Source organism: Bradyrhizobium glycinis, from assembly GCF_016031655.1.
In the GTDB taxonomy this organism is placed as follows: Bacteria; Pseudomonadota; Alphaproteobacteria; order Rhizobiales; family Xanthobacteraceae; genus Bradyrhizobium; species Bradyrhizobium glycinis.
On record NZ_JACCHQ010000042.1, the window covers coordinates 1 to 26,424 of the forward strand.

Genomic DNA, 26,424 nt, shown 5'->3' on the forward strand with positions numbered 1-26,424 from the left:
ATGCCGTGTTTGAGCTCCAGAAACTCCCGCAACAGTTCCTCTCGGCCCCTCCCGAAGAATTCGAACTCGGTACAGCTCTTGGCGCCAGCCAGCGTTGCCGCCAAAGCGATGATGACGATATCAGCCAGCGCGTGCCGCGAGTTATCGGCGCGTGGATCCTTGAGAGGTCGGAGCAGGCGCCTGAGTTTGCGCATTTGGGTCTCCCTCGACAATCGAGAGAAACCCAAAGAATCCAGTTCAAATCGCTTTGCAATACACTACCAACGCCATATGCGATTCCCCTACCCTCCAGGGGAGGGTAAGAGCGCTACTCTCTCCTGGAGTAGCCTAGTCGTGTCGGTGCCCGTGCTTGCGCGCCTTCGCCGGCTTGCCATTCCCCGTCGGGATCATCACCACGCGGCCGTAGCGCACGCCGCGTTCGGCGATGATGTGGTCGGCGAAATGCCTGACCTCGGAGGCTGCGCCGCGCAGCGCCGTCATCTCCATGCAATTGTTGTCGTCGAGATGGACATGCAGCGTCGCCAGCGCGAGATCGTGGTGGCCGTGGAATTCCTGCACCAGCCGTTTCGACAGATCGCGCGCCGCGTGGTCATAGACGTAGACGAGGCCGGCGACGCATTGGCCGGTCTGCGCGGTGTCCTCGGCACTCTGCTGCAGGCCGGCGCGCGCGAGGTCGCGGATGATCTCGGAGCGGTTCTGGTAGCCGCGCGCTTCGGCCGCCGCGTCGATCTCCGCCAGGAGATCGTCCTCGATTGTGATGGTAATCCGCTGCATCAGGTCCTCTCCGCGCATGTCGCCGAACGGAGCTGTTTTACATGGATTTTGCGACGCTCACAGTCGCGTCGCGCGCAGCCGCAGCGCGTTACCGACGACGCTGACCGAGGACAGCGCCATCGCCGCCGCGGCGATGATCGGGGAGAGCAACAGACCGAACGCCGGATAGAGGATTCCGGCGGCGATCGGAATCCCAGCGGCGTTGTAGATGAAGGCGAAGAACAGGTTCTGCCGGATGTTGCTCATCGTCGCCTGCGACAGTTTTCGGGCGCGGACGATGCCGACGAGGTCGCCCTTGAGCAGCGTCACGCCGGCGCTCTCCATCGCAACGTCGGTGCCGGTGCCCATGGCGATGCCGACCTCGGCCGCCGCCAGCGCCGGCGCGTCGTTGACGCCGTCGCCGGCCATGGCGACGCTGCGGCCGGCCTTCTGCAGCTTGGTGACCACCGCGCTCTTCTGGTCCGGCAGCACTTCGGCCTCGACCTCGGCGATGCCGAGCCGGCGCGCCACGGCTTCCGCTGTGGTGCGATTGTCGCCGGTCAGCATGATCACCTTGATGCCCTCCGCCGCGAGCGCCTTCAGCGCCTCCGGCGTCGAGGCCTTGACCGGATCGGCGATCGCGAACAGGCCGGCGAGCCGGCCGTCGACGGCCATGTTGATCACGGTCGCGCCGTCGCCGCGCAGCCGTTCGGCCTCGGCATCGAGCGATTGGGTGTCGATGCCGATCGACGACAAATATCTGGCATTGCCGAGCACGATGGTCTTGCCGTCGACCTTGCCGGTCGCGCCCTTGCCCGTCGGCGAATCGAACTGCTCGACCTGGCCGAGGGTGAGCTGCTTCTCCTTGGCCGCGCGCACGATGGCGTCGGCCAGCGGATGCTCGCTGGCGCGCTCGATGGTGGCCGCCAGCCGGAGGATATCGTCTTCGGCAAAGCCGGACGCCGGCGCGATCGACACCACCTTGGGCTTGCCCTCGGTCAGCGTGCCGGTCTTGTCGACCACCAGCGTGTCGATCTTCTCCATCCGCTCCAGGGCCTCGGCGTTCTTGATCAGGACACCGCCCTGCGCGCCGCGGCCGACGCCGACCATGATCGACATCGGGGTCGCCAGGCCCAGCGCACAGGGGCAGGCGATGATCAGCACGCTGACCGCGGCGACGAGGCCGAAGGCGAGTCGCGGCTCCGGTCCGAACCAGGCCCAGGCGGCGAAGGCCGCGACGGCGACGACGATCACGGCGGGCACGAACCAGCCGGCGACCTGGTCGGCCAGGCGCTGGATCGGCGCGCGCGAACGCTGCGCATCCGCGACCATCTGCACGATCTGCGACAACATCGTCTCGCGCCCGACCTTGTCGGCACGCATGATGAAGCTGCCCGATTGGTTCAGCGTGCCGGCGATGACCTTTGCGTCTGTCTCCTTGGTCACCGGCATGGACTCACCCGTCACCAGCGATTCATCGAGCGACGAGCGGCCTTCGAGGATGATGCCGTCGACCGGCACCTTCTCGCCGGGACGGACGCGTAGGCGATCGCCGGCATGGAGCGTGTCGATCTCGACTTCGTGCTCGCTGCCATCGGCATCGACGCGGCGCGCGGTCTTCGGCGCGAGCTGCAGCAGCGCCTTGATCGCGCCCGAGGTCGCATCGCGGGCGCGCAGCTCCAGCACCTGGCCGAGCAGCACCAGCACGGTGATGACGGCGGCCGCCTCGAAATAGACCGCGACTGCGCCCTCATGGCCGCGGAACGTGGCTGGGAAGATCTGCGGCGTGACCGTGCCGAGCACGCTGTAGACATAGGCAACCCCGGTGCCCATCGCGATCAGCGTGAACATGTTGAGATTGCGCGTCAGCAGCGATTGCCAGCCGCGAACGAAGAACGGCCACCCGGCCCACAGCACCACGGGCGTTGCGAAGACGAGCTGGATCCAGTTCGACAGGGTCGGATCGATCCAGCTGTGGGGGCCTGCGAGATGGCCGCCCATCTCCAGCGCGATCGGCGGCAGCGACAGCACGGCGCCGATCCAGAACCGCCGCGTCATGTCGGCGAGCTCGGGATTGGGACCGGTCTCCAGGCTCGCGACCTCAGGCTCCAGCGCCATGCCGCAGATCGGGCACGTGCCCGGACCGACCTGGCGGATCTGCGGGTGCATCGGACAGGTGTAGATCGTGCCCGCGGGCATCTCCGGTTCGGGTGCCTTGTCCTTGGCAAGATACTTGGCGGGATCGGCAGCGAATTTGGTGCGGCAGCCGGCCGAGCAGAAATGGAAGGTCTCGCCGCGATGTTCGAAGCGATGCTTCGAGGTCGCGGGGTCGACGCTCATGCCGCAGACAGGATCTTTGACCTTGGTTGCGGCGTCGCCATGATCATGGCCGTGATGATGACCGTGGCCGGCATGACCGCCGCAGCACGAGGAAGCCTCGGGCTTGGCCGCCGGCGCTGCAGCTTTCGTGGAACAGCCGCATCCGGAATGCGTTGCCGCGTCGTGACGATGCTCGTGCTCGTTGTTGTTCATTGCCATGTTCCGGCCTTTGCGCCTGCTCTTGAAACCTATACCCGGTAAGGGTATATAGACCCCATGCGCAAGGACATCAAGGCATCCATCGGAAAACGTCTCGGCCGGATCGAGGGCCAGGTTCGTGGCCTCTCCAAAATGGTAGAGGAAGACCGCTACTGCATCGACATCGTGACACAGATCGCGGCGGTGCGCGCCGCGCTGCGCCGGGTCGAGGAAGAGGTCCTGAAGGATCACGTCGCCCATTGCGTCGAGCACGCCATCGCGAGCGGCGACAAGGCCGACCAGCGCGCCAAGATCGCAGAGCTGATGGCGGTGATCGGACGGGCGGAGCGGTAACGCCGTTTCTCTCCGCCATCATTGCGAGGAGCTCTTGCGACGAAGCAATCCAGACTGCCACGGCGGCAACAGTCTGGATTGCTTCGCTGCGCTCGCAATGACGGTGGAGAAGTCTCGTCGCCGGAACGACGGCGGACCTAAGCCGCCATCGCCCGCGCCCGCGCGCGATACATCGCGAGCTCGCTCAGCTGCACGAAATGCTCGGAGAACGCCGCGCTCATCCCCGCGGCCTGCGCGCTCACTTCTTCAGCCGGAATTTGAACCTGCGCCTCTTCGTCAGCCGCTTCAGGAACGAGCGGCGGCGCCACGAGCGTTTCTGGAAACACACTGAATGTGCCCGCCACCTCCTCGAGCGGCTTCTGCTTGTCGGCCCAGTGCAGGGCGGTGTAGTCGAACCCGTGCACGATGGTGGGTTTGACGACTTCGAAATAGGGCGAGATGTCGAAGTCGCGGGGCATGTAGAGCGAGGAATCGCGGATGTGCAGGATCTCGCGCCGCGCGGCGCGGCTGCCGGCCTTGGTGATCTTCGGCAGGATCGGGTAGCGCACGGCGTCGAAGGCCTGCGCGATCAGGGCCGAACAGATGATCTTGGTCGGGTCGCCCGAGCCGAACGCGATCATGCGCCGCCGCCAGCGCTGCGGCACCGGCAGCGGGAACAGGTAGCGCATGAGGTCGACGATGTTCTTGGTGTCGTAGCCGAAGCCGATGCGGTTGATCGCATAGCGGCAGACCGTATTGCGGTCCTCGTAGGACAGCCCGACCGGGCGGCAAACCCGGGTGTGATAGGGGAAATATTTCGACAGCGGCGCCGAGCTGACGCCTTCGCCGATATTGGCCTCGATCAGCACATGCGGTTCGCCGTTCTCCTCCGCCGCCCCGTCTATGGGGCCGACATAGAGCGCGGCATGCGACCAGGTCGACTGCGTCAGGTATTTGATGATGCCGGAGATGTGGTTGTTGCCCTCGACCAGCAGCACGTCGCCGGGCTCGATGACGCCGCGCAGATGTTCGGGGTCGCTCGGCGTGAACGGCTCATAGCCCGGCACCTCCTTCGAGAGGTACGCGGCAATCAGCTTGCCGACAGAATCGAGGACCGTCCCCATGTCGAACTCCCCCCACGGCCTTTTCCGGCCGTCTTTTTCCCTTCTCTATCATGGTCGAAACGTGTTGCAATTCGGTTCATCGGCCTGTGAGATCAAGCATGGTTGATTCACCATCATGGTTGCTGTGCAACATCGGATGCGGCAAGGTTCGCGGACTGTTCACGTTCGCCGCAAGTCCCCGGAAACCATGACATGACAATCACGCGCCGCGGCTTTCTTTCGGCGTCGGCGGCCCTTGCGGCGATGCCGATGCTGCGCGCATCCGCCGCGCCCCTGCCGCGCGAGGCCGACATCGTCGTAATCGGTGCGGGGGCAGCGGGAATTGCCGCAGCGCGGCGCATCATGGCAACGGGCCGCAAGGTCATCGTGGTGGAAGCGGCCGCGCAGGTCGGCGGCCGCTGCATCACCGACAGCACGACCTTCGAGACGCCGTTCGACCGCGGCGCGCGCTGGATGCACAATCCCGACACCAACCCGATGATCCGGCTGGCGCGCAGCGCCGGGCTGGACGTGCTGCCGGCGCCTTCGGGCCAGAAGATGCGCATCGGCCGCCGCAACGCGCGCGCAGGCGAGACCGAGCAGTTCCTGGCCGCCCTGGTGCGCGCCAATCGTGCGATCGACGAGGCCGCGCGGGGCAAGCTCGACACCTCCTGCGCATCGGTGCTGCCGAAGGATCTCGGCGACTGGGCCGGCGCGGCCGAGTTCATGCTGGGCGCGAGCTTTGCCGGCAAGGACCTCAAGGAGCTGTCCGCGATCGACAAGGGCCGCGCGCAGGACCGCAACGCGGCGATCGCCTGCCGCCAGGGCCTGGGCACGCTGATCGCCAAGCTCGCCGAGCAGGCGCCGGTGGCGCTGTCGACGCCGGCGAGCCGCATCGCCTGGAGCAGCCGCGACGTCAGCGTCGAGACGCAGTCCGGCAAGATCGCGGCGCGCGCCGCCATCGTCACGGTCTCGACCAACGTGCTGACATCGGGCGCGATCAAGTTCGCGCCCGACATTCCCAAGCGGACGCTGGATGCGGCGTCGAAGCTCAGCCTCGGCAGCTACGATCGCATCGTGCTGCAGCTGCCGGGCAATCCGCTCGGCCTGTCCCGCGACGATATCCTCATCGAGCAGAGCAATTCGACCCGCACGGCGCTGATGTTCGCCAATATCGGCGGTTCCTCGCTGTGCTCGATCGATGTCGGCGGCTCGTTCGGCCGCGATCTCTCTGAGCAGGGCGAGAAGGCCATGGTGGCTTTCGCCAAGGAATGGATCACAAAGCTGTTCGGCAGCGAGGCCGCTGCCGCGGTGCAAAAGACCAGCGCCACGCGTTGGAACGCCTCGCCCTTCGTGATGGGCGCAATGTCGGCGGCCTCACCCGGCGGTCAGCTCTCGCGAAGGACCCTGGCCGAGCCGATCGGCGGCAATGTGTTCCTCGCCGGCGAAGCCACCCACGAGACGCTCTGGGGCACCGTCGACGGCGCCTGGGAGAGCGGCGAACGCGCCGCGGACGCCGCCCTGCGCAAGATCGGCGCGCTGAAGGACGAACCGGCCGACGTGCCGACGCAGTCGACGAAGAAGCGGCGGGTGCCACGGCAGTAAGTACAACTAGGCCGCGACAAACCCCACTGTCGTCCCGGACAAGCGCGCCCCAAGGCGCGCGCCGATCCGGGACCCATAACCCAGGGAGTGGTTTGGCGACGACTCGTGGTGACCGGCTTGCCCAACAACTTCTCCCTGGGATTATGGGTCCCGGGCTCGCGCTATGCGCGCCCCGGGACGACAGCGGAGAGAGTTATCGCAGCACCCCGTCCAACGCCGGCAATCCAAAGATCACCGCCATCGCAATCAGCGCATAGCAGATGCCGCGAAACACTTTCTCGCTCGCGCGGCCGAACAATGAGCTGCCGAACGCAACGCCAGCCGCATAGGCTGGGCCGACGATCAGGGACAGCAGCAGCGATTCGCGGCTGATCAGGCCGGTCGTCGCGTAGCTGACCATCGAGAAGAAATCCGAGGCACCGAAGAACAGCACGATATTGGCGCGCGCGACGATCGGCGCGATCGGGCGGCCGAGCCAATAGCCGACGATCGGTGGCCCGCCGGTCTGCGCGAGCCCGCTGCAGAAGCCGGAGAGGCCGCCGATGCCGACCGACAGCCAGGCGTGGTCCTTGCCGCGATAGCGCCAGCCCGACAGCAGCAGAAGGAGCAGCGCCGCAACGAAGCAGGAGATGATCCAGCGCGTGGTGACGGGTTCGAGCACGCTGAGGAAATAGGTGCCGGCGGGGACGCCGATCAGCGCGCCCAGCACGATCACCGCGGTGGCCTTGCGATCGGCCTTTCGCCACGCATCCGGCAGCAGCGGCGCGGCCGCAACGAAGTCGATGACGAGAAGCAGGGCGGCAACGAGCCGCGGCGCCGCGATGCTGCTCGCCAGCGGCATGAAGATCAGCGCCGAGCCAAAGCCGGAGAAGCCGCGCGCGGTGCCTGAAACGAAAGCGACGGCGCAGAGCGCCGCCGCAATCGTGAGGCTGACGTCCTTCGGAAGGAAGTCCGCAGGACTCATCCGCGCAAGACGCCGCCGGTCTTCTTCGTGACCTCGGCCACGATCTTCGTGGCGACGGCCTCGATCTCCTGATCGGTCAAGGTCTTCTCGCGCGGCTGCAGCGTGACCGCGATCGCGATCGACTTCTTGCCGTCATCAATGCCCTTGCCTTCGTAGACGTCGAAGACATTGACGCCGGTGATCAGCTTCTTGTCGACGCCTTGCGCGACGCGCACGATATCGCCGGCCTTGACGGCGCGGTCGACAATGAAAGCGAAGTCACGCGACACCGGCTGGAAGGCCGAGAGCTCGATCAAAGGCTTGGCGCGCGTCGGCTTCTTCTTCGCCTCGGGAATGCGGTCGAGGATCACCTCGAACACGACAAGCGGCCCGTCGGCGCCGAGCGCCTCGAGCGCTCTGGGGTGCACTTCGCCGAAATATCCGAGCACGTTCTGCGGCCCGATCTGGATCGTGCCGGAACGACCCGGATGCAGCCAGCTGGGACCACCCGCCACGATCTGCAGCGCCTGCATCGGCGCGCCGGCGGCCGCCAGCACGGCCAGCGCATCGGCCTTGGCGTCGAATACGTCAGCCTGCGCCGAGCCGGTCCAGTGCCGTCCGAGACCTCCGGACGAGGCAAGGCCGCGGCGCACGCCGCTCGCCGCCATGAACTGGTCCTGCGGGCGATCGCCTTTGAACACCTGGCCGACCTCGAACAGCGCGACATCGCCGAAGCCGCGATCGGCATTGGTTTGCGCCGCCGCGATCAGGCCGGCGAGGAGGGTCGGGCGCATGTCGGAGAGATCCGAGGCGATCGGGTTGGCCACCTCTAACTCGCGCTGTCCGCCACCGAACAATTCGGCCGCAGGTTTGGCGATGAACGACCACGTCACCGCCTCGACCATGCCGCGGCTTGCGAGCGCGCGCCGCGCGCGGCGGGTGCGCAGCTGCAGCGGCGTCAGCACCGGCTTGCGCGGCTCGTCGCCGCGCTCGAACGGCGTCATCGGCACCTTATCGACGCCGAAGATGCGGACGATCTCCTCGACGATGTCGGCCTTGCCGTGCACGTCGGAGCGCCACGACGGCACCGCGACCTTCACCACCGGGCCGGGACCCGCCATCATGAAGCCGAGATGGGTCAGGATGCGCTTCATCTCGACCTGCGGCACCTCGATGCCCGACAGGCGCTTGACCTCGGTGATCGGGAATTCGATCAGGCGATCGTCGCCAAAAGCCTTGCCGACCACGACGGTTTCGGACGGTGTGCCGCCGCACAGCTCCATCACCAGTTTGGTCGCGAGCTCGATTCCGGGCACCATGAAGGCCGGATCGACGCCGCGCTCGAAGCGGTAGCGCGCGTCCGAATTGATGCCGAGCTTGCGGCCGGTCTGGGCGATGTTGATCTCGTTCCACAGCGCCGATTCGATCAGCACGTCAGTCGTGTTCTCGTCGCAGCCCGAGGCCTCGCCGCCCATGATGCCGGCGAGTGATTCGACGCCGTGCTCGTCCGCGATCACGCAAATGGCGGGATCGAGATTGTAGGTGCGGCCGTCGAGCGCCAGCAGGCTCTCGCCCTCGCGAGCGCGGCGCACGACGAGATTGCCCTTCACCTTCTTGGCGTCGAACACGTGCAGCGGGCGCGCGCGGTCGTAGGTCATGAAGTTGGTGATGTCGACCAGCGCGTTGATCGGACGCAGGCCGATCGCGGTCAGCCGCTTCTGCAGCCATTCCGGCGATGGCCCATTCTTGACGCCGCGCACGAGGCGGAGCGCAAAGCCCGGACACAGCGTGGCATCCTCGACCGTGACCTTCACGGGGCAGGGGAATTCGCCCTTGATCGGCTTGATCGTGGGGTCCTTGAACTTGCCCATGTCGGCGGCGGCGAGATCGCGCGCGATGCCGTGCACGCCGGTGCAGTCCTGCCGGTTCGGCGTCAAATTGATCTCGACCACGGGATCGCCGAGGCCGGCCCATTCGGCGTAAGCCGCGCCAATGGGCGCGTCCGCCGGCAATTCCATGATGCCGTCATGGTCGTTGGAGATCTGCAGCTCGGCCGCCGAGCACAGCATGCCGCGGCTCTCGACGCCGCGAATGGTGCCAACGCCGAGCGTGATGTCCTTGCCGGGAATGTAGGTTCCGGGCGGTGAGAACACGCTGACGAGTCCGGCGCGGGCATTCGGCGCGCCGCACACCACCTGCACCGGCGCACCACCGTCGCCGGTGTCGACCATACAGACGCGCAGACGGTCTGCATTCGGATGCTGCTCGGCCGAGATCACCTTCGCGATGGTGAAGGGCTTGAGCGCCTTCGCCTTGTCCTCGATGTTCTCGACCTCGAGCCCGATCATGGTGAGCTTGTCGGCGAGTTTTTCGAGCGGCTCGTCAGTCTCGAGATGATCTTTCAGCCAGGACAGGGTGAATTTCATGGCTGCTTTTTCTCCAAGGCGACGGTCTGCTCCCTCCCCCGCTTGCGGGGGAGGGTTGGGGAGAGGGCTCTCTCCGCAATGGCAGTGACGATTGTTTCAAGAACACCGGAACGGTTTGTCAGGACATCGAGATTGCTGAAGCGGAGCACCTTGAAGCCCTTCGCTTCGATCGCGGCTGAGCGGCGCGCGTCGGCGCGCTCGCCTTCGTCCGAGAAGTGTTGGCCGCCATCGAGCTCGATGACGAGCTTGGCCGCGTGGCAGATGAAATCGGCGATGTAGTTCTCGATGGGCACTTGGCGGCGAAAATTCACGCCGTTCAACCGCCCAGCGCGCAGCTCCGACCAGAGGATTCGCTCCGCATCGGTCGAGTTGCGCCTGAGCGCGCGTGCATTGGCGCGCAGCTTGTCGGATATTTTCCAGTCCGGATGCTGGGGATCGACCATTGGCAGCCCCATCGCGGAGAAACCCTCTCCCCACCCCTCCCCCGCAAGCGGGGGAGGGAGTCCGACCTGTCGGGCGGACAGAGAATACGCACCCAATCGACGAGTGCCACGCATCAAGTCCATCCGTTCCCTCCCCCGCTTGCGGGGGAGGGTCAGGGAGAGGGTTGTCTCCACGGAGGGAACGAAGAGAATCTTCGCAGACTCAATTTCGAGTGCCACCCTCACGTGCTCAATCCCCCCGCCAGCGTCGGCACCTCCATCGGCTTGAAGCCGTAGTGAGACAGCCAGCGAACGTCGCTGTCGAACAGCTGGCGCAAATCGGCGATGCCGTATTTCAGCATGGCGATGCGGTCGATGCCCATGCCCCAGGCAAAGCCCTGGTACTCGTCGGGATCGATGCCGCAGGCGCGCAGCACGTTGGGATGCACCATGCCGCAGCCGAGGATCTCGAGCCAATCCTCGCCCTCGCCGAAACGGATCTCGCCCTTGTCGCGGCGGCACTGGATGTCGACTTCGAGCGACGGCTCGGTGAACGGAAAGAACGAGGGCCGGAAGCGCATGTTGATGTGGTCGACCTCGAAGAACGCCTTGCAGAACTCGTGCAGGATCCATTTGAGGTGGCCGAGATGCGAGCTCTTGTCGATGACGAGGCCCTCGACCTGGTGGAATTGCGGCGTGTGGGTCGCGTCCGAATCGATGCGGTAGGTGCGGCCCGGGCAGATCACGCGGATCGGCGGCTTCTGACTCAGCATGGTGCGCACCTGCACCGGCGAGGTGTGGGTTCGCAGCAGCATGCGCGAGCTGTCCTGCTTCGGATGGAAGAAGAACGTGTCGTGCATCTCGCGCGCCGGATGGCCTTCCGGAAAATTCAGCTTGGTGAAGTTGTAATCGTCGGTCTCGATGTCAGGGCCTTCGGCCACCGAGAATCCCATGTCGGCGAAGATGGTGGTGAGCTCGTCCCAGACCTGGCTCAGCGGATGGATGCGGCCGGCATCAGCCGGCGCATCACGCAGCGGCAGGGTGACGTCGACGGTCTCGGATGCCAGCCGCGCATCGAGCGCCGCCGACTTCAGCACGTCGCGCCGCGCCGCAAGCGCCCGGCTGACTTCGTCCTTGGCCTGGTTGATCGCCGCGCCTTGCGTCTTGCGCTCGTCCGGCGACATCTTGCCGAGCGTGGCGAGCAGCGCCGAGATCGAGCCCTTCTTGCCGAGGGCTGCAACACGCACGGCTTCGAGCGCAGCCTCGTCGGCAGCCGCGGCGATGTCGGCAATGATCTGGGTTTGGAGCTGGGCAAGATCGGTCATGGCAATCCCTTTTGGCCAGGATGCTGAGCCGATGATCCTGGCCCGTCACGCCCGGCCCAAAAGCGCGAAGCGCGTCTTCGCGTTAGATTCGCCGGGCATCCACGTCGGAGAAGTGTGCTTGCGCGAGAGATGACGGCCGGGGCGGTAAAGCGCGAGACGCGCCTCTGCCCGGGCCATCACAAGCTTAATGCTGCGCAAGTCGCGCAGTGGAGCAGCTTACGCCGCCAGTGCGGCCTTCGCCGCATTACGCCGCCAGTGCGGCCTTGGCCTTCTCGGCGATCGCCTGGAACGCGGCGGGCTCGCGGATCGCGAGATCCGACAGCACCTTGCGGTCCACAGTGATGCCCGACTTGGCAAGGCCGTCGATAAATCGGCTGTAGGTCAGGCCGAACGGACGGACGGCGGCGTTGAGGCGCTGGATCCAGAGCGCGCGGAAAGTGCGCTTGCGACGCTTGCGGTCGCGGAAGGCGTATTGCTGGGCCTTCTCCACGGCCGGCTTGGCGGCACGGATGGTGTTCTTGCGGCGGCCGTAGAAACCCTTGGCGGCCTTGTAGACTTTCTTGTGCTTGGCGTGGGCGGTCACACCGCGTTTGACGCGAGACATGACGAAATCCTTCAGAGATGACTTTGGTTATCGGATCGCCGCGGGATGCGCGGCACGGATGGCAATGATCGTGGACGCGATCAGGCGTTCGGCAAGAAGTACTTCTTGACGTTGTCGCCGTCGGTCTTGAACAGCACGCGGGTGCCGCGGAGCTGACGGATCTGCTTCTTCGTCCGCTTGATCATGCCGTGACGCTTGCCGCGCTGGGCGTGCATCACTTTGCCGGTGGCAGTCACCTTGAAGCGCTTTTTAGCGCCCGATTTGGTCTTCAGCTTGGGCATTTGGCTCTCCTAATGGCCACAGAAATCCGCCCGCGAAGGCGGCTGGGCCGTCAAAATGCTCGTTAGAGCGTTGATTGTGCTCAAGTTTTGCGAACAAGCGCGAAACCCGCACGAGACACCGCCACGGCAGCCCGTAAATCAGCCGGGCGGTGAAGGCTGGGCTTATGACAGAGGACAGGCCAATTGGCAACGATGAACCACCGCAACCTGACCGCCGACCATTGGAGGCTGCCATCCCATGTCCAAGCCCTTCTCGCCTGAAGCAGGTTCAAAAATGGCCCATTTCCCGCAATTTCTGACTTCGCTGGCCGATTTCGCCCGTCTGCGCCGTCTGGCGCTGTTCGCCGTGCTCGCCGCGGCTGGGCTGCCACAGGCGGCCGACGCCCGCGCCAGCGGCTATGACGGCGTCTGGAACGTCACCTTCGCCACGACCCGCGGCAATTGCAGCTCGGGCTACAGCGTCCCCTTCACGGTGACGGGCACCCGCGTCTCCTCCGCCGGCGGCGGCCGGGTCTCGGGCCGGGTCAAGCGCTCCGGCGCTGTCGCCGTCCACGTCTCGGTCGGCGCCTCTCACGCCAGTGGCGGCGGCCGGCTCGCCGGCGTGAACGGCGCCGGGACGTGGAAGGGCCTCATTTCCGGCGACCGGTGCAGCGGCACCTGGCAGGCGACGAGGACTTGAGATCGACGCGGATCGCCAAGACAACGGTGCGCCCCCTCTCCCGCTTGCGGGAGAGGGTCGGGGAGAGGGCTGTCTCCGCAAGCGAGAACCCCCGAGAGGTAAGAGCCCTCACCCGCGCCTTCGGCGCGACCTCTCCCGCAAGCGAGGTGAACAACAAAACGGCCCGCCGGGGATCCGGACGGGCCGTTGAATTCTCGGGGTCCCAAAGCGTTGCGCGTCAGCGCGGCGCGAGCACCATCACCACCTGGCGACCTTCGAACCGCGCGTCCTGCTCGACCTTGGCGAGCTCGGCGACGTCGGTCTTGATCTTGTCGAGCAGCTTGGTGCCGATCTCCTGGTGCGCCATTTCGCGGCCGCGATAGCGCAGCGTGATCTTGACCTTGTCGCCCTCTTCGAAGAAGCGCTGCATCGCGCGCATCTTCACGTCGTAATCGTGGTCGTCGATCATCGGACGGAGCTTGATCTCCTTGATCTCGACGGTCTTCTGCCGCTTGCGGGCTTCCGCGGCTTTCTTCTGAGCGGAATACTTGTACTTCCCGTAGTCCATGATCTTGCAGACGGGAGGGCTGGTATTCGGCGAAATCTCGACCAGATCCATCCCGACTTCCTGCGCCATGCGGATGGCGACGACGGTCTCGACCGTACCTTTGTTCTCACCGGTCTGGTCGATCAGCTGGATCTGCGCATTGCGGATATCATCATTGATGCGCGGCCCGTCTTTGCTGGCAGCGGGCGGAGCTTTATTAGGACGGCGAATGGGTGGTTCTCCAAAGTTGTGAAAGAAGCGGCTATTTTGAAGGAAGATGCGTTTGCCGGCAAGCAAGTCGCTGGTGCGAGGCGCGAAAAACCCTCAAATGCGAGGCATTTTGGTCACGGCCCTCGGCACGCTGACCGACATAGACACCTTGCCTCTGTTCCGCAAGCGTCCCAAAGGACCAATAGCGATGCCGGTCGTGCTTTCGGAACAGGTCCGAACAGCTCCAACCGCACAGCCAGAGTAAACGTTCCATGACCGACGCAATTCCCGATGCCGCGCTTGAGTTCATCGATGTTGGTGAGGGGCCGTCCGCACGCAGGATCGCGGTGCGCCGCCGTCCCGGACAAGGCCCCGGCCTGGTCTGGCTGGGCGGATTCAAGTCGGACATGCAGGGCGGCAAGGCCGTGGCGCTGGATGCCTGGGCCAACGAGCGCGGCCGCGCAATCGTCCGGTTCGACTATTCCGGCCACGGCGAATCCAGCGGCGATTTCGCCAATGGGACCATCGGCAGCTGGCTCGAGGACAGTGTTGCGGTGTTCGAACGCTTCTGCGACGGCCCGCAAATCCTGATCGGCTCCTCCATGGGCGGCTGGATGGCGCTGCTGCTCGCGCGCGAGATCAAGAAGCGTGCCGGCAAATCCTCGCTCGCAGGGCTCGTGCTGATCGCGCCGGCGCCCGATTTCACCGAAGAGCTGATGTGGAAGAATTTCTCGCCCGCGGTGAAGAAGGAGATCGAGACCAAGGGCTTCTGGCTGCGCCCGTCGGAGTATGGCGACGGCTCGCCCTATCCGATCACGCGGAACCTGATCGAGGAGGGACGCAAGCACCTCGTGCTCGGCAGCGCCATCGATCTCGGCTGTCCCGTCCGCATCCTGCAGGGCGCGAAGGATCCCGATGTGCCCTGGCAGCACGCGTTCAAGCTGACCCATCGCCTGCCCGCCGACGACGTCGTCCTGACCATGATCCAGGACGGCGATCACCGCCTGTCCCGCCCGCAGGACATCGCGCGCATTCTTGCCGCGGTGGCGGAGATCGGGTGAGCTTGTCTTTCTTCCTTCTCCCCTTGCGGGAGAAGGTGGTGCGAAGCGCCGGATGAGGGGTATCTCGCGTTGCGTCCGACTGAGAGTTGGACTCGCGGAAGCAACCCCTCACCCAAATGAATGCGCGTCAACGAGCGGAGCTGCCCTCTCCCACAAGGGGAGAGGGCGCAATAACTGAGAGGCAACGCCAATGACCACCACAGCCATGCTGCGCGCCTTCTGCGACGCTGTCGAACAGCGCAACGGTAAAGCCTTCGCCGAGCTGTTCACCGAGGACGGTGTCTACCACGATGTCTTCTACGGCGCCTTCGCCGGCCGGGCGAAGATCGCCGCGATGATCGACGACTGGTTCTATCGCACGGCGACCGATTTCCGCTGGGACATGCACGATCCCGTCACCGATGGCACCACGCTCTATGCGCGCTACACGTTCAGCTATAAGTCGACCCTGCCGGAAGCGGACGGCGCGCGGGCGATGTTCGAGGGCGTTGCGATCATGACGCTGAAGGACGGCAGGATCGCCTGTTATCACGAGGTCGCCAACACCGCGCCGGCGTTCGTGGATTTGAACTTCGCACCGGAGCGGATCGCGAAGATCGTCGCCAAGCAGGGCGCCGAGCTCAAGGCGCGGCCGGAGATGCAGCGGCATTTGGATTAGGTCGTCATTCCGGGGCGCGCGTAGCGCGAACCCGGAATCCATTCCTCCACCAACTCTGCCGATCGATGGATTCCGGGCTCGTGCTTCGCACGCCCCGGAATGACGGCGGTGAGCTAACGTTTCGACGGATTCACCATCGGCTTGCGCTGCGCCAGCGCTGCCACCGTCGCGGTGCCGATCGGACCCTGTTCGTCATAGAGCCAGCATTCGCCGATCGCGACGCCGTCGGTGGCGTGGTGGTTCACCACATCGAAGCCGATCCACTCCGTCACCGGCAGGCGGTGCAGATAGATCGTGACGTCGCTGTTGATGTAGCCGAGCCCCTGGTCGCCGGCGTTCGCAAACGGGCTGGCAAAATCGGCGCCGGTGGCGACGCGGACGAACGGCGTCATCGGGGCGCCCGCGACGAGCTCGCGCACCTCGCTCATCCACAGCCTGCGCGGGCCGAGCGAGCCCATCTGGCCGACGATCGGGCGCGTCGCCCATTTGCCGTTCATGCCGAGCCTGGGATCCGTCGGCTTGGGGATCTCGGCCGGCTTCGGTGCGTCCCAGTTCGGCGGCGACCAGACGTTGCCATCGGGATTTTGCGTCTTACGCAGCAGCTGGCACGAGGCCCGCGCCATGCTGACCCCGCCGGAACAGAACTCCGCTTCCACCACGCGGATGCGCATGCCGTCGCGCACCAGCCGCGTCGTCACGTGAATCGGCTTGTCGATGGTCGGCAGCCGAAACATGTCGACCGTGAGCCGCGCCGGCACGAATTCGGGCCCGGAATGGCGCTCCTCGATGACGAAGCCGAGCAGGCCGACGATGACGCGCCCGTGCAGCGATTTCGGGTCCCATGGACCGTTGGCGACTTCCGTCGGATGGAATGTATCGCCGTCGCGGGTGAAGAAAGGCATGTTTGTCATGCGCGCGAGATTGCGGGAATGGATGGGGAAATCAAGGGTGGTGAGGCGCATGTGTGCTCGCCACACAGAAGGGGTCATCGCCCGGCGAAGACCGGGCGATCCAGTATTCCAGAGGCAGCAGTGATGAACGAGAAGCCGCGGCGTACTGGGTCGCCCGGTCGAGCCGGGGCATGACACCGAGAGTTAGGCAACAGCGCGCCACTCCTCACGCACGCTGTCGTCGCGTTCCACACTCAACTCGGCGGTTTTCATTGCTTGAAACTCGTCCCGCGGCAGCAATTGCCCCAGCGCCCACACTGCCGCCCCGCGCACCAGCGGGCTTGCGTCATCGAGCAGCCGCCGCGCCTCCTCAGCCAGCGAAACATCGCCGGAATTGCCGATCGCAATCAGCACATTCCGCAAGAACCGGCCGCGGCCGACGCGCTTCACCGGTGACTTCGTGAACAGCGCGCGAAACGCGGCATCGTCGAGCCGCGCCAGCTCGGCGAGCGAGGGCGCGCGCAATTCGTCACGCGCGGCGAGTTTGGCCTCGCGCCCCTCTTGCGCGAACTTGTTCCAGGGGCAGGCGGCAAGGCAATCGTCGCAGCCATAGATGCGATTGCCGATGGCCTTGCGAAACTCGCGCGGGATTGGGCCCTTGTTCTCGATGGTGAGATAGGAGATGCAGCGCCGCGCATCGAGCTTGTAGGGCGCGGGGAACGCCGCGGTCGGGCAGACATCGAGACACGCCCGGCACGAGCCGCAATGATCGATCTCGGCGACATCGCGCGGCAGCTCCAGCGTGGTGTAGATCGCACCGAGAAACAGCCACGAGCCGAACTCGCGCGAGACGAGGTTGGTGTGCTTGCCCTGCCAGCCCAGATGCGCGGCCTGCGCCAGCGGTTTTTCCATCACCGCCGCGGTGTCGACGAACACTTTCACTTCGCTCGGCGCGGTCGCGACCAGCCAGCGCGCCAGCGCCTTCAGCCGCTTCTTGATCAGGTCGTGATAGTCGTCGCCTTGCGCATAGACCGAGATCGCCGCGCGCGTGCGCTGCTTCAGGACGGCGAGCGGATCGGAGTCGGGGCCGTAATTGACGCCGAGCATGATCACGCTGCGCACGTCGGCCCACAGCCCGCGCGGATCGACGCGTCGCTCCGGCTGGTTGGCAAGCCAGTCCATGTCGCCATGGCCACCCGAGGCGATGAATTCGAGGAAGTATTTTCCGGCCGCATCGATCGTGCCCGGCGCGGTGACGCCGATGCAGTCGAAGCCGAGCGCGTGCGCTTCGCGCGCCAGCGCCGCCTTCAGTTCAGTCGGATCAAGGCTCAGAAATCCAGGTCCACGTAGGTCCGCGACGCCGGTACGCCGGCCAGCCATTCGCTCAAGAGTGGACGGAACGACGGGCGGGATTTCACCCGCGCGTACCACGCCTTTGCTGCGTCGTCCTCGCTCCATGGCACGTCGCCCAGATAGTCGATCGCCGAGAGATGCGCCGCGGCGGCGAGATCCGCGTAGGTGAGCCGGTCGCCGGCGAGGAAATTGCGGGTCTGCGCCAGCCAGCCGATATAGGCCAGATGATAGCGCACGTTGGCCTTCGCTGCGCGCATCACGTCGGCCGAAGGCGGCCCGCCGCCGTTCTCCTCGCTCATGAAGCGCTTGTAGATGCGTTCCGTGACCAGGGGATGCGAGACCTCCTCGAAGAATTTTTCGTTGAACCAGGCCATCAGCCGGCGCACCTCGACGCGCTCGAATGTCGTCTCCGGCATCAGGCGCTTGACGCCCATCCCGGCGCCATAGGCCTCGTCGACATATTCGGCGATGATGGCCGCGCCCGGGATCGGCGGCCGTTCCTCGTCCACCAGCACAGGCGTGGTGCCGGCCGCATTGAGCAGCAGAAACGCCTCGCGCCGCTCCCAGCTGCGCTCTTCGATCAGCTTCAGGTCGAGCCCGTATTCGCCCGCGATCAGGCGGATGAAGCGCGAATGCGGACAGAACGGATGATGAAACAGCGTAAACATGAAGCCTTTGACTATTTGATGGTGCTTAAGAATCCATCAATGTTTGTGCGGCGCCACACTAGTCCCTCAAAACCGCGAAGCAAGAGCGTGATGCCGCATTTTGCGATTGCAGCATTGGGGGGAATAGGCGAGAAGAGCCCCGCTTTTCCAGCCGAAATGGACCGTAAATATGTCAGACGCAATACGGGCAGTGATCCTCGGCATCATCGAGGGCGTGACCGAGTTCCTTCCCGTATCCTCGACCGGCCACCTCTTGATTGCTGAGCGCTTCTTCCACCTCGGCGAGGGTGCCTTCTGGGATTCGTTTACGGTTCTGATCCAGCTGGGCGCGATCCTCGCGATCGTCGGGCTGTACTTCAGGAAGCTATGGGACGTCGTCATCGGCCTGTTCACGGGCGATGCCTATGCGCGCCGCTTCGTGATCGGCGTGCTGGTGGCGTTCCTGCCGGCCGTGATCGTCGGCCTCATCGCCGGCAAATACATCAAGCTCATGCTTTTTAATCCGTGGGTGGTCTGCTTCACGCTGATCGTTGGCGGCGCCATCCTGCTCTGGGTCGACAGGCTCGAGCTCAAGCCGCGCGAGTTTGAGGCCACCAAATTTCCGCTGCTGATGTATCTCTATATCGGCATCGCGCAATGCGTGGCGATGATCCCGGGCGTGTCGCGGTCCGGCGCCAGCATCGTGGCCGCCATGCTGCTCGGCGCGGACAAGCGCGCGGCGGCGGAGTTTTCCTTCTTCCTCGCCATCCCCACAATGATCGGCGCGTTCGCCTATGATTTCTACAAGAGCCGCGCCGAGATGACGATGGACCACATCAACATCGTCGGGATCGGCTTCGTGGTGTCGTTCATCACCGCGATCATCGTGGTGAAAACGTTCCTGACCTACGTCACCCGCCACGGCTTCGTGTTGTTCGCCTGGTGGCGCGTCATCGTCGGCACGCTCGGCCTGGTCGCGCTGGCGCTGGGACAGTAGGCTTTGAGATCCGGGCACCGCGCCGACCGCGCCTTCAACGCAATATAAGCTTTTGGTCGGTACTCAGGTTCCCATGCTGGGCGGCGCGCGCCCGGCGCAGGAGCTGAGCCATGACCCTCGTCAGCGGCTGGGGGCGCTTCCCGGTCGTCGATAGTGACGTGCTGCGGCCGCGGTCTTTCGAGGCCGTAGGTGAAGCCATGGTGTCAGGCACCGTCGCGCGCGGCAATGGTCGTGCCTATGGCGATGCCGCGATCGGGGCCGTCAGGACGGTGACGATGATGGGCTTCGACCGCATCAGGTGGTTCGATCCCGTGACCGGCCGCATCCGCCTCGAGGCCGGCGTGCTGCTCTCGGATCTGATCGACACATTCGGCCCGCGCGGCTTCTTGCCCTTCGTGCTGCCCGGCACGCGCTTCGTGTCGATCGGCGGCGCCGTCGCCGCCGACGTGCACGGCAAGAACCATCATTGCGAAGGCGGCTTCGGCCGTTATGTCGACGCCATCCTGCTGCGCACGGGCGAGGGCGAAGTGATCGAAGCCTCGCGCGAGCAGAACTCAGATGCGTTCTTTGCGACCATCGGCGGCATGGGCCTGACCGGAATGATCCTCGAAGCGACCCTGCGGCTGCGCAAGGTCGAAACGGGCTGGATTCGCGAGCGCGTGATCTCGGCATCCGATCTCGATGCCGCGATGCGCGCGCTCGATGCAGGCGATGCCGCGACCTATTCGGTGGCGTGGATCGATTGTGCCGCACGCGGCAAGGATCTCGGCCGCTCGCTGATCTATCTCGGTGAGCACGCCGGCAAGAACGAGCTCCCTGCCGGCGCCGCCCCGTTTCACGCCGGCAAGGATTCCGGTCTCGGCGTGCCCATCGATTTGCCCTCCATGACGCTGAACCGCTTCAGCATCCTCGCCTTCAACGAGCTGTATTATCGCATGGGCGCGCGCCGCGCCGGCGGCAGCCATGTGGTCTCGCTCTATCCCTATTTCTTTCCGCTCGACAGCATTGCCGACTGGAATCGCATCTACGGCAGGCGCGGCTTCCTGCAGCATCAATGCGTGATCCCCGAGAACGGCGCGCGCGACGTGCTCGGCGAGATTCTCGATCGCGTCGCGCGCCGCGGCGATGCCTCCTTCCTCCGGTGCTGAAGAAGCTCGGCCAGGGCGAGGGCATCCTGTCCTTTCCGTTGCCCGGCTATACGCTGGCGCTGGATTTTCCCGTACGCGGCGACATCCTGATTTTTCTCGACGAGATCGATCGGCTCGTTGTCGCGGCCGGGGGCCGGCTTTATCTCGCCAAGGATGCGCGCCAGTCGCGCGAGACGCTCAAAGCCGGCTATCCCGCCCTGTCGCGCTTTGCCGCGATCCGCAAAGCGCTCGATCCTGCCGGCAACATCCGCTCCAAGCTTTCACAACGTCTGTTTGATGAGGTCTAGTGCCGTGACGTCGCGCAAGTCTCTACTGGTGCTGGGCGGCTCATCCCACATCGGCCGCGCCGCGGCGCGCGCCTTTGCCGGAGCGGGATACGATGTGGGGCTCGCCGGCCGCGACATCGCCGCACTGGAGCCTGATGCCGCCGATCTGCGCGCGCGCTACAATATCGAGGTAGGTCTCCACAAATTCGACGTGCTCGACACCGCTTCGTTCGAGGGCTTCGTCGCCGGCCTTCCCACGCTGCCCGACGTCGTCGTCTCGATCGTCGGCCTGCTCGGTGTGCAAGAGCGCGCGCAGAGCGATCTTGCCCACGCCACCGCGATCATGCGTTCCAACTACGAGGGCCCGGCGCTGATCCTCGGCCTGTTCGCGGAGAAGTTCTTGGGCCGTGGCAGCGGCACGCTGGTCGGCGTGTCGTCGGTGGCCGGCGATCGCGGCCGCGCCTCCAACTATGTCTATGGCTCCGCCAAGGCCGGCTTCTCCGCCTTCCTGTCCGGCCTGCGCGCCCGCGCCAGCCGTGGCGGCGTCCGTGTCGTCACGGTCAAGCCCGGCTTCGTCCGCACCAGGATGACGGAAGGCATGAAGCTGATCGGCCCGCTCACCGTCGAAGCCCCCGTCGTCGGCGCTGCGATCCTTCGCGCCGTCGAGAGCAAGACCGACATCGTCTATGTCAGCGGCAAATGGCGCCTCGTGATGCTGATCATCAAGACGCTGCCCGAAGCGGTGTTCAAGAAGCTGAGGTTTTGACGGTCGTGTGGCCAGTCTTTGCCCCAGCAACAGTGCGCCCCCTCGCCCCGTTCTTACGGGGAGAGGGTTGGGGTGAGGGGCCTCTCTCTCTCCGCGGGCGCGGTCATTGTGAGACCTGTACCCCCTCACCCGGATTGCTGCGCAATCCGACCTCTCCCCGCAAGCGGGGCGAGGTCAAGAAGATCCTTCACACGCTCATGCGCTGGAACTGCCCTGCGGCGCGGAAGCGCCAGAGATATTGCGGGGCGATCGCCTCCAGTGAATCGGGCGTGATGCCGAGGCCTTCCAGCGTCAGCCCGGCGGCCTTCGCCGCCTCCGACACGACATTGTCGCGCTCGAGCAGTGTGACCTGGTCCGGCGTCAGCTTGAATGCACCCGGCGCGAATTGCAGGAAGTTGGCCTGGAAGCGGGCGAGGCCGAACGGCAGCGGCACCAGCATCCGCTTGCGGTCGGTGATGGCGAGGATGGTCTCGATGATCTCGCGCATGGTCAGCACTTCCGGCCCGCCGAGCTCGTACGTGGCGCCCGCCTTGGCCTTGCCGTCGGCCGCATCCGCGATCGCGCTGGCGACGTCGCCGACATAGACCGGCTGCATCTTCGTCTCGCCGCCGATCAGGGGCAGCACCGGCGACATCCGGGCCAGTGCGGCAAAGCGGTTGGTGAACTGGTCCTCGGGGCCGAACATCACGGAGGGGCGGAAGATCGTGGCGGAGGGAACCGCGGCCAGGACCGCGGCTTCGCCGGCCGCCTTGGCCCTGGCATAGCGCGAGGGCGACTGCGCATCGGCCCCGATCGCCGAGACATGCACCAGCGTGCTACCTGCGGCGGCCGCCGCCTTGGCGACGGTCTCGGCGCCCCTGGCCTGGACGGCGTCGAAAGTCTGCGCGCCACTCTCGGTAAGCACGCCGACCAGATTGATCACGACATGCGAATCACGCAGCGCCGCCTCGACCGAGGCCGGATAGCGCAGATTCGCCTGCACATTGTGGACCTGCCCGACCCGGCCGAGCGGCTGGAGGTATCCGGCAAGTTCCGGCCGCCGCACCGCAACCCTGATACGGTAATCCCGCTTGCACAGGGCTCGGACGACGCTGCGGCCCAAAAACCCCGATCCGCCGAAAACCGTGACGAGCGTGTCGAGATTCGATGCCATGGGAGCCGTTCCTGCGGAAAAGAGTGCGTCTTGTCAGGCTTGTATCGGGCCGGTTTGCGATGCGCAATCGGCATCCCGACTCCGGCCTCACGCATGAATTGACAACGGCGTCACCGAACCGTAGTAACCGCCTCCGTGCCCCAAACGGCATGCCCAGGTGGTGGAATTGGTAGACGCGCTGGCTTCAGGTGCCAGTGGCTTAACGGCCGTGAAGGTTCGAGTCCTTTCCTGGGCACCATTTTGGGTCTGGACCCAAGATAAAGCTACCCAGATCGTGCGGATGGCAGGCGGCGAGGCCGCGTCGCTACCGCGTGAGTCCCGATGGGACCTGGATCGGTCTCTTCCCCCTCACACCACCGCCTTCCCCGTCCGCTCCGCCACCGCCTTCTGCACGAAATACATCATTACCAGCGTGACGAGCGTCGTGGTCACGACGACGTAGCCGATCCGGTCGAAATGGAGCAGCGCGCCGTCCGCGCCTTGCGCGATGATCGCGCCGGCGAGCACCGAGCCGAGCCCGCCGGAGAGTTGCTGGAGCGAGGCGCTGACGGCGCTGAACGAGCCGCGCTGGCTCGCTTCCGGGATCGCCGAGATCAGCGCCTGCGACGGGATCATGCGCGAGAAGATGCCGACGAACATCAGCACGTTGACGAGAATCGCGGTCGTGAGCGAGACGTGGCCGAGATGGGTGTAGATCAGCACCATGACGACGGTCATGGCGCAGCCGAACACGAAGGTCGGATATTTGCCGAACGCGTCGCTGGCGCGGCCGACCAGCGGCCCCGTGACGATGCTGAACAGGCCGGAGACGAGATAGATCGTCGGCAGATGCGTGATGTCGATGCCGAGATTGTGCACGGTGTAGGCGCTGGAGAACGGCATCAGCATGTAGCCGCCGGTCGCCAGCAGCGTCGTGACGGCGAAGGCGAGCGTGTAGCGCGGCTCGAAGACCGTCGCGACCAGATGGTGGAACGGGTTTCTGTCCTGCTTCAGCTTCAGATGTGCATCGACCGGCTCCATGGCGAAGGCGATGACGGCGATCGTCACGAGCGACAGCACGACGATCGCGATGAAGCAGACATGCCAGCTCCAGTGGTTGGCGAGAAACAGGCCGGCGGGAACGCCGAGCACCTGGCTGGCGGCGAACGCGGTCTGGATGATTCCCATCACGCGGCCGCGCATCTGCAGCGGAAACAGGTCGGTGATGATGGCGAGCACGACCGCGCCGATCACGCCGCCGAACAATCCGGTCACGATCCGGCCGATCAGCAGCACATGATAGTTCGGCGCCACCGCGCACAGAAGCGTGCCCAGCGTGAAGCCGACATAGAAGAACAGCAGGAGGCGCTTGCGATCGAAACGATCGGCAAAGCCGGCTGCGAGGATGCCCGATAGGCCCGCACTGAAGGCGTAGGCCGACACCGCGACGCCGAACTGCCCCGCCGTGATGCCGAGCGAGGGCATCAGGATGGCGCCGAGCGGCGACATGATGATGAAATCGAGGATGATCGTGAACTGCGTCAGCGCCAGCAGCGCGATGAGGAGCGCCTGGTAGCGCGAGAATCCGCGCGGGCGCTGGTCGTCGATCGGCGCAGCGAGCGTCTGTTCGGTCATCACATCTCAATCGCAGTGAGGGGGCAAGGCAGTACGAGGTCGGCAATAGATAGGGTGCGCCGGGACGAATTGCAGCGGGCGCTAGTCCGCCGGGAAGAGCAGTGGCTCATAGTCTCGCGCGCCATGGAGGATGTGGATCACCTCGATGGCGTCGCGACCGACACGATAGAAAATCAAATAGTTCCCGAATGGGCGCCGGCGAATGCCTTTCTGCTCGTAGCGCGGCACCAAGGGGTAGCCGCGCGGTGCATCGGCGAGTGTTTCGCACTTCTCCCGCAGTCCACGGATAAGCGTGAGCGCGCTTTGCGGGCTTTGCGCGGCAACGTATGATGCGATGTCCTCGAGGTCGGCCTCGGCTGCCGCGGTCAGGACGACGATCACGTGCGATCGGCCTTGTCGGCCAATCTCGCTTCGAGCCGGTCAAAAACGTCTGATATCGGCTTTGTCCGTCCCGCGTCCGCATCGTCGAGCCCGCGCGCGATCGCGGCATCCAACGCAGCGAGACGCGCCTCGCGCTCCTGGATGAGCCGCACGCCCTCCCTGAGCACCTCGCTCTTGGAGTGATATCGTCCCGACGCGACGAGCTTTGTTATAAAGCTTTCAAGGGCTTCGCCGAGGTCTGCACTTACCGCCATACCGCGCTTCTCCGACGACTCATGCTTCAATAACTATTATTGGAGCCTCCGCATATCAAGCGGGGTCCGGGCCCCCGGTGTCCCGATTAAGCCGCCTTTAGCGAATGTTCCCATAGAGTTGCTCGTCCATTTCCTGCTCCCCGGCCGGATGCCGGCCATGTCGCGGCAAGTCAGAGCGTTTTCGGATGGAGCAGCGTGCCTCGCAGTATGATCCTGGCGTGTCCGAGCCGTCGGCGGGCCGGACCCTCGTCGTCGACCTCGAAGGCGCGCTGTTGCGTTCCGAGCTGCTGATGGAGGCGCTGTTCTCCAGCCCCGGCCGTCTGCTGGCGCGCTTCGGCGCGGGCGGACGGGCAGGGATGGCGGCGCTCACGGCGATCCTGGCGCGAGCCGAAATCGACTACGCCCATCTGCCCTATGATTCCATGGTGATGAACCGGGCGCTGGCGGCACGGGCGCGCGGCGAGAAGATCCATCTCCTCGCCGATCGCCTCGCCGCTCATGCCGCGGCGATCGCGGCGCATCTCGGCTTCGATGGCGTCGTCACGGCGGCCGATCTCGCGGCGGGCAACGTGCCGTTCGATCCTGCCTCCATCACGCGCATCGAACATCGTGAGGTCCGCAGACCAGGCCTCGCCACCTGGGTGAAGGCGCTGCGGGTTCATCAATACGCCAGGAACACGCTGGTTTTCGTGCCGGCGCTCACGGCGCATCAGATGAACCTTTCGACGTTCGGCTACGCGCTGCTCGCGTTCCTGGCGTTCTCGGCCTGCGCCTCGGGCGCCTATCTGATGAACGATCTGCTCGATCTCGCCGCCGACCGGCAGCATCCGAGCAAGCGCCACCGCGCGCTCGCGGCCGGCGATTTGCCGATCTCGTCGGCGCTGTCGGCCATTCCTGCGTTGTGGTTGCTCGCGCTCGCCGCCAGCCTCTGCATCTCGCCGCTGTTTCTCGGCGTGCTCGGCCTCTATCTCGTCACCACGATCGCCTATTCGCTCGTGCTCAAGCGCAAGATGCTGGTCGACATCGTCACGCTCGCCGGCCTCTACACGCTTCGCATCGTCGCGGGCGCGGTCGGCGTCGGCGTGGTGCTGTCGGAATGGTTGTTGATCTTCTCGCTGTTCGTGTTCACCTCGCTCGCCCTCATCAAGCGCTTCAGCGAGCTCAGCATGCGCGAGAGCGTGGGCCTCGCCGATCCCTCCAACCGCGACTATCGCGTCACCGACCTGCACGTCATCGCCGCTATGGCGGCGGCAAGCGCCATGAACGCGGTGACCGTGTTCTCGCTCTACGTCTCGTCCTCGGCGGTGACGCCGCTCTACAGCCGCCCCTGGATGCTGTGGCTGCTCACGCCGCTGCTGCTGTACTGGTTCGGCCGTGCCCTGATGATGGCGCATCGCCGCGAGATGCCGGACGATCCGATCCTGTACGTTTTCCGGGACGGTCCCAGCCGCATCGCGGTCGCGGCGATGATCTGCATCATGCTCGCCGCGATCTGACCGGCCCGTAAGG

The 26,424-nt window shown here is 65.3% G+C and carries 26 protein-coding genes, 1 tRNA gene and 1 pseudogene; 10 read left to right on the forward strand and 18 right to left on the reverse strand.

Annotation, left to right across the window (positions count from 1 at the left end; translation table 11 throughout):
* The 3 genes from HZZ16_RS34795 to HZZ16_RS34805 all read right to left on the reverse strand — a co-directional run.
* The coding region (locus HZZ16_RS34795) for a transposase family protein (protein ID WP_197954020.1) at positions 1 to 194 on the reverse strand (194 nt) is incomplete at its 3' end.
* Positions 195 to 327: 133 nt separating this feature from the next.
* Positions 328 to 774, reverse strand: coding sequence for a nickel-responsive transcriptional regulator NikR (gene nikR / locus HZZ16_RS34800; protein WP_197955077.1), 447 nt, complete (start codon positions 772 to 774; stop codon positions 328 to 330).
* 57 nt (positions 775 to 831) lie between these two features.
* Complete coding sequence (locus HZZ16_RS34805) at positions 832 to 3,285, reverse strand: heavy metal translocating P-type ATPase (RefSeq protein ID WP_197955078.1); 2,454 nt, start codon at positions 3,283 to 3,285, stop codon at positions 832 to 834.
* 63 nt (positions 3,286 to 3,348) lie between these two features.
* On the opposite strand from HZZ16_RS34805, the gene HZZ16_RS34810 reads away from it, so the two are divergent.
* Positions 3,349 to 3,624: a metal-sensitive transcriptional regulator gene (locus HZZ16_RS34810; RefSeq protein ID WP_197955079.1), complete on the forward strand. Its 276-nt coding sequence runs from the start codon at positions 3,349 to 3,351 to the stop codon at positions 3,622 to 3,624.
* 137 nt (positions 3,625 to 3,761) lie between these two features.
* On the opposite strand, the gene HZZ16_RS34815 is transcribed toward HZZ16_RS34810, so the two are convergent.
* On the reverse strand, positions 3,762 to 4,727 hold the full coding sequence (locus HZZ16_RS34815) for a YiiX/YebB-like N1pC/P60 family cysteine hydrolase (RefSeq protein ID WP_197955080.1): 966 nt from the start codon (positions 4,725 to 4,727) through the stop codon (positions 3,762 to 3,764).
* Positions 4,728 to 4,919: 192 nt separating this feature from the next.
* Between HZZ16_RS34815 and HZZ16_RS34820 the strand changes: the two genes are divergently transcribed.
* Entirely contained in the window at positions 4,920 to 6,311 is a 1,392-nt protein-coding gene (locus tag HZZ16_RS34820; protein ID WP_197955081.1) for a flavin monoamine oxidase family protein, read from the forward strand.
* 193 nt (positions 6,312 to 6,504) lie between these two features.
* On the opposite strand, the gene HZZ16_RS34825 is transcribed toward HZZ16_RS34820, so the two are convergent.
* From HZZ16_RS34825 to rpmI, 6 genes are all read right to left on the reverse strand, one after another.
* Complete coding sequence (locus HZZ16_RS34825) at positions 6,505 to 7,275, reverse strand: sulfite exporter TauE/SafE family protein (protein ID WP_197955082.1); 771 nt, start codon at positions 7,273 to 7,275, stop codon at positions 6,505 to 6,507.
* Positions 7,272 to 9,680, reverse strand: a complete 2,409-nt coding sequence (gene pheT, locus HZZ16_RS34830; protein WP_197955083.1) for a phenylalanine--tRNA ligase subunit beta — start codon at positions 9,678 to 9,680, stop codon at positions 7,272 to 7,274. Before pheT ends, HZZ16_RS34825 begins: the two co-directional genes overlap by 4 nt.
* The gene (locus tag HZZ16_RS34835; protein WP_197955085.1) at positions 9,677 to 10,123 is read right to left on the reverse strand and encodes an endonuclease domain-containing protein; all 447 of its coding nucleotides are present in this window, start codon (positions 10,121 to 10,123) and stop codon (positions 9,677 to 9,679) included. The genes pheT and HZZ16_RS34835 overlap by 4 nt, the downstream gene beginning before the upstream one ends.
* A 221-nt stretch (positions 10,124 to 10,344) precedes the next feature.
* The gene (pheS, locus tag HZZ16_RS34840; RefSeq protein ID WP_197955087.1) at positions 10,345 to 11,427 is read right to left on the reverse strand and encodes a phenylalanine--tRNA ligase subunit alpha; all 1,083 of its coding nucleotides are present in this window, start codon (positions 11,425 to 11,427) and stop codon (positions 10,345 to 10,347) included.
* A gap of 244 nt (positions 11,428 to 11,671) precedes the next feature.
* Positions 11,672 to 12,031 carry a 50S ribosomal protein L20 gene (rplT, locus tag HZZ16_RS34845; RefSeq protein ID WP_027550107.1) on the reverse strand — a complete coding sequence of 120 codons (360 nt, stop codon included), beginning with the start codon at positions 12,029 to 12,031 and terminating at the stop codon, positions 11,672 to 11,674.
* A gap of 80 nt (positions 12,032 to 12,111) precedes the next feature.
* A complete protein-coding gene (gene rpmI, locus HZZ16_RS34850; protein WP_008539890.1) occupies positions 12,112 to 12,312 on the reverse strand; it encodes a 50S ribosomal protein L35 in 201 nt (66 codons plus the stop codon).
* 274 nt (positions 12,313 to 12,586) lie between these two features.
* On the opposite strand from rpmI, the gene HZZ16_RS34855 reads away from it, so the two are divergent.
* Positions 12,587 to 12,991 (forward strand): hypothetical protein, encoded by a 405-nt coding sequence (locus HZZ16_RS34855; protein ID WP_197955143.1) that lies wholly within the window; start codon positions 12,587 to 12,589, stop codon positions 12,989 to 12,991.
* 217 nt (positions 12,992 to 13,208) lie between these two features.
* Here the strand turns inward: HZZ16_RS34855 and infC are convergent, their stop codons facing one another.
* Positions 13,209 to 13,748: a translation initiation factor IF-3 gene (gene infC / locus HZZ16_RS34860; RefSeq protein ID WP_027574769.1), complete on the reverse strand. Its 540-nt coding sequence runs from the start codon at positions 13,746 to 13,748 to the stop codon at positions 13,209 to 13,211.
* A 251-nt stretch (positions 13,749 to 13,999) separates the two neighbouring features.
* Here infC and HZZ16_RS34865 point away from each other — a divergent pair, with 251 nt between their 5' ends.
* Together HZZ16_RS34865 and HZZ16_RS34870 are read left to right on the forward strand one after the other, a co-directional pair.
* The gene (locus HZZ16_RS34865) at positions 14,000 to 14,788 is read left to right on the forward strand and encodes an alpha/beta hydrolase (RefSeq protein ID WP_197955089.1); all 789 of its coding nucleotides are present in this window, start codon (positions 14,000 to 14,002) and stop codon (positions 14,786 to 14,788) included.
* Positions 14,789 to 14,978: 190 nt separating this feature from the next.
* A complete protein-coding gene (locus HZZ16_RS34870) occupies positions 14,979 to 15,446 on the forward strand; it encodes a nuclear transport factor 2 family protein (protein ID WP_197955091.1) in 468 nt (155 codons plus the stop codon).
* A 113-nt stretch (positions 15,447 to 15,559) separates the two neighbouring features.
* On the opposite strand, the gene HZZ16_RS34875 is transcribed toward HZZ16_RS34870, so the two are convergent.
* The 3 genes from HZZ16_RS34875 to HZZ16_RS34885 all read right to left on the reverse strand — a co-directional run bounded on the left by HZZ16_RS34875 (position 15,560) and on the right by HZZ16_RS34885 (position 18,357).
* Entirely contained in the window at positions 15,560 to 16,357 is a 798-nt protein-coding gene (locus HZZ16_RS34875) for an acyl-CoA thioesterase domain-containing protein (RefSeq protein ID WP_197955093.1), read from the reverse strand.
* Between the two features lie 183 nt (positions 16,358 to 16,540).
* On the reverse strand, positions 16,541 to 17,716 hold the full coding sequence (queG, locus tag HZZ16_RS34880; RefSeq protein ID WP_197955096.1) for a tRNA epoxyqueuosine(34) reductase QueG: 1,176 nt from the start codon (positions 17,714 to 17,716) through the stop codon (positions 16,541 to 16,543).
* Positions 17,665 to 18,357 (reverse strand): glutathione S-transferase family protein, encoded by a 693-nt coding sequence (locus HZZ16_RS34885; RefSeq protein ID WP_197955097.1) that lies wholly within the window; start codon positions 18,355 to 18,357, stop codon positions 17,665 to 17,667. The genes queG and HZZ16_RS34885 overlap by 52 nt, the downstream gene beginning before the upstream one ends.
* Before the next feature lie 169 nt (positions 18,358 to 18,526).
* Here HZZ16_RS34885 and HZZ16_RS34890 point away from each other — a divergent pair, with 169 nt between their 5' ends.
* The 3 genes and pseudogenes from HZZ16_RS34890 (at position 18,527) to HZZ16_RS34900 (ending at position 21,513) form a co-directional block, all read left to right on the forward strand.
* Positions 18,527 to 19,333 carry an undecaprenyl-diphosphate phosphatase gene (locus tag HZZ16_RS34890; RefSeq protein ID WP_197955099.1) on the forward strand — a complete coding sequence of 269 codons (807 nt, stop codon included), beginning with the start codon at positions 18,527 to 18,529 and terminating at the stop codon, positions 19,331 to 19,333.
* Between the two features lie 110 nt (positions 19,334 to 19,443).
* Positions 19,444 to 20,768: pseudogene (locus HZZ16_RS34895) on the forward strand (FAD-binding protein).
* A 4-nt stretch (positions 20,769 to 20,772) separates the two neighbouring features.
* On the forward strand, positions 20,773 to 21,513 hold the full coding sequence (locus tag HZZ16_RS34900) for an SDR family oxidoreductase (RefSeq protein ID WP_197955101.1): 741 nt from the start codon (positions 20,773 to 20,775) through the stop codon (positions 21,511 to 21,513).
* A gap of 187 nt (positions 21,514 to 21,700) precedes the next feature.
* Here HZZ16_RS34900 and HZZ16_RS34905 read toward each other — a convergent pair whose 3' ends face one another.
* Complete coding sequence (locus tag HZZ16_RS34905; protein WP_197955103.1) at positions 21,701 to 22,666, reverse strand: complex I NDUFA9 subunit family protein; 966 nt, start codon at positions 22,664 to 22,666, stop codon at positions 21,701 to 21,703.
* Positions 22,667 to 22,817: 151 nt separating this feature from the next.
* Between HZZ16_RS34905 and HZZ16_RS34910 the strand changes: the two genes are divergently transcribed.
* Positions 22,818 to 22,904 (forward strand) — tRNA-Leu (locus tag HZZ16_RS34910).
* 110 nt (positions 22,905 to 23,014) lie between these two features.
* On the opposite strand, the gene HZZ16_RS34915 is transcribed toward HZZ16_RS34910, so the two are convergent.
* The 3 genes from HZZ16_RS34915 to HZZ16_RS34925 all read right to left on the reverse strand — a co-directional run bounded on the left by HZZ16_RS34915 (position 23,015) and on the right by HZZ16_RS34925 (position 24,915).
* Positions 23,015 to 24,280, reverse strand: a complete 1,266-nt coding sequence (locus HZZ16_RS34915; RefSeq protein ID WP_197955105.1) for an MFS transporter — start codon at positions 24,278 to 24,280, stop codon at positions 23,015 to 23,017.
* 81 nt (positions 24,281 to 24,361) lie between these two features.
* Complete coding sequence (locus HZZ16_RS34920; protein ID WP_197955107.1) at positions 24,362 to 24,661, reverse strand: type II toxin-antitoxin system RelE/ParE family toxin; 300 nt, start codon at positions 24,659 to 24,661, stop codon at positions 24,362 to 24,364.
* Complete coding sequence (locus HZZ16_RS34925) at positions 24,658 to 24,915, reverse strand: type II toxin-antitoxin system ParD family antitoxin (RefSeq protein ID WP_197955108.1); 258 nt, start codon at positions 24,913 to 24,915, stop codon at positions 24,658 to 24,660. Before HZZ16_RS34925 ends, HZZ16_RS34920 begins: the two co-directional genes overlap by 4 nt.
* A gap of 218 nt (positions 24,916 to 25,133) precedes the next feature.
* On the opposite strand from HZZ16_RS34925, the gene HZZ16_RS34930 reads away from it, so the two are divergent.
* Positions 25,134 to 26,411, forward strand: a complete 1,278-nt coding sequence (locus HZZ16_RS34930; RefSeq protein WP_311974443.1) for a UbiA family prenyltransferase — start codon at positions 25,134 to 25,136, stop codon at positions 26,409 to 26,411.
* The last annotated feature ends 13 nt before the right edge of the window (positions 26,412 to 26,424 follow it).

Excerpts from the sequence above, each read along its gene's own strand:
- HZZ16_RS34875 (WP_197955093.1), bottom strand. The coding sequence starts at position 16,357 with ATGACAAACATGCCTTTCTTCACCCGCGACGGCGATACATTCCATCCG.
- HZZ16_RS34810 (WP_197955079.1), top strand. The coding sequence starts at position 3,349 with ATGCGCAAGGACATCAAGGCATCCATCGGAAAACGTCTCGGCCGGATC.
- HZZ16_RS34915 (WP_197955105.1), bottom strand. The coding sequence starts at position 24,280 with ATGACCGAACAGACGCTCGCTGCGCCGATCGACGACCAGCGCCCGCGC.
- HZZ16_RS34820 (WP_197955081.1), top strand. The coding sequence starts at position 4,920 with ATGACAATCACGCGCCGCGGCTTTCTTTCGGCGTCGGCGGCCCTTGCG.
- HZZ16_RS34905 (WP_197955103.1), bottom strand. The coding sequence starts at position 22,666 with ATGGCATCGAATCTCGACACGCTCGTCACGGTTTTCGGCGGATCGGGG.
- HZZ16_RS34885 (WP_197955097.1), bottom strand. The coding sequence starts at position 18,357 with ATGTTTACGCTGTTTCATCATCCGTTCTGTCCGCATTCGCGCTTCATC.
- HZZ16_RS34825 (WP_197955082.1), bottom strand. The coding sequence starts at position 7,275 with ATGAGTCCTGCGGACTTCCTTCCGAAGGACGTCAGCCTCACGATTGCG.
- pheT (WP_197955083.1), bottom strand. The coding sequence starts at position 9,680 with ATGAAATTCACCCTGTCCTGGCTGAAAGATCATCTCGAGACTGACGAG.
- HZZ16_RS34805 (WP_197955078.1), bottom strand. The coding sequence starts at position 3,285 with ATGAACAACAACGAGCACGAGCATCGTCACGACGCGGCAACGCATTCC.
- rplT (WP_027550107.1), bottom strand. The coding sequence starts at position 12,031 with ATGTCTCGCGTCAAACGCGGTGTGACCGCCCACGCCAAGCACAAGAAA.
- HZZ16_RS34815 (WP_197955080.1), bottom strand. The coding sequence starts at position 4,727 with ATGGGGACGGTCCTCGATTCTGTCGGCAAGCTGATTGCCGCGTACCTC.
- HZZ16_RS34890 (WP_197955099.1), top strand. The coding sequence starts at position 18,527 with ATGTCAGACGCAATACGGGCAGTGATCCTCGGCATCATCGAGGGCGTG.
- rpmI (WP_008539890.1), bottom strand. The coding sequence starts at position 12,312 with ATGCCCAAGCTGAAGACCAAATCGGGCGCTAAAAAGCGCTTCAAGGTG.
- pheS (WP_197955087.1), bottom strand. The coding sequence starts at position 11,427 with ATGACCGATCTTGCCCAGCTCCAAACCCAGATCATTGCCGACATCGCC.
- HZZ16_RS34865 (WP_197955089.1), top strand. The coding sequence starts at position 14,000 with ATGACCGACGCAATTCCCGATGCCGCGCTTGAGTTCATCGATGTTGGT.
- nikR (WP_197955077.1), bottom strand. The coding sequence starts at position 774 with ATGCAGCGGATTACCATCACAATCGAGGACGATCTCCTGGCGGAGATC.
- HZZ16_RS34855 (WP_197955143.1), top strand. The coding sequence starts at position 12,587 with ATGGCCCATTTCCCGCAATTTCTGACTTCGCTGGCCGATTTCGCCCGT.
- HZZ16_RS34870 (WP_197955091.1), top strand. The coding sequence starts at position 14,979 with ATGACCACCACAGCCATGCTGCGCGCCTTCTGCGACGCTGTCGAACAG.
- HZZ16_RS34835 (WP_197955085.1), bottom strand. The coding sequence starts at position 10,123 with ATGGTCGATCCCCAGCATCCGGACTGGAAAATATCCGACAAGCTGCGC.
- queG (WP_197955096.1), bottom strand. The coding sequence starts at position 17,716 with ATGGCTGGCCGGCGTACCGGCGTCGCGGACCTACGTGGACCTGGATTT.
- HZZ16_RS34925 (WP_197955108.1), bottom strand. The coding sequence starts at position 24,915 with ATGGCGGTAAGTGCAGACCTCGGCGAAGCCCTTGAAAGCTTTATAACA.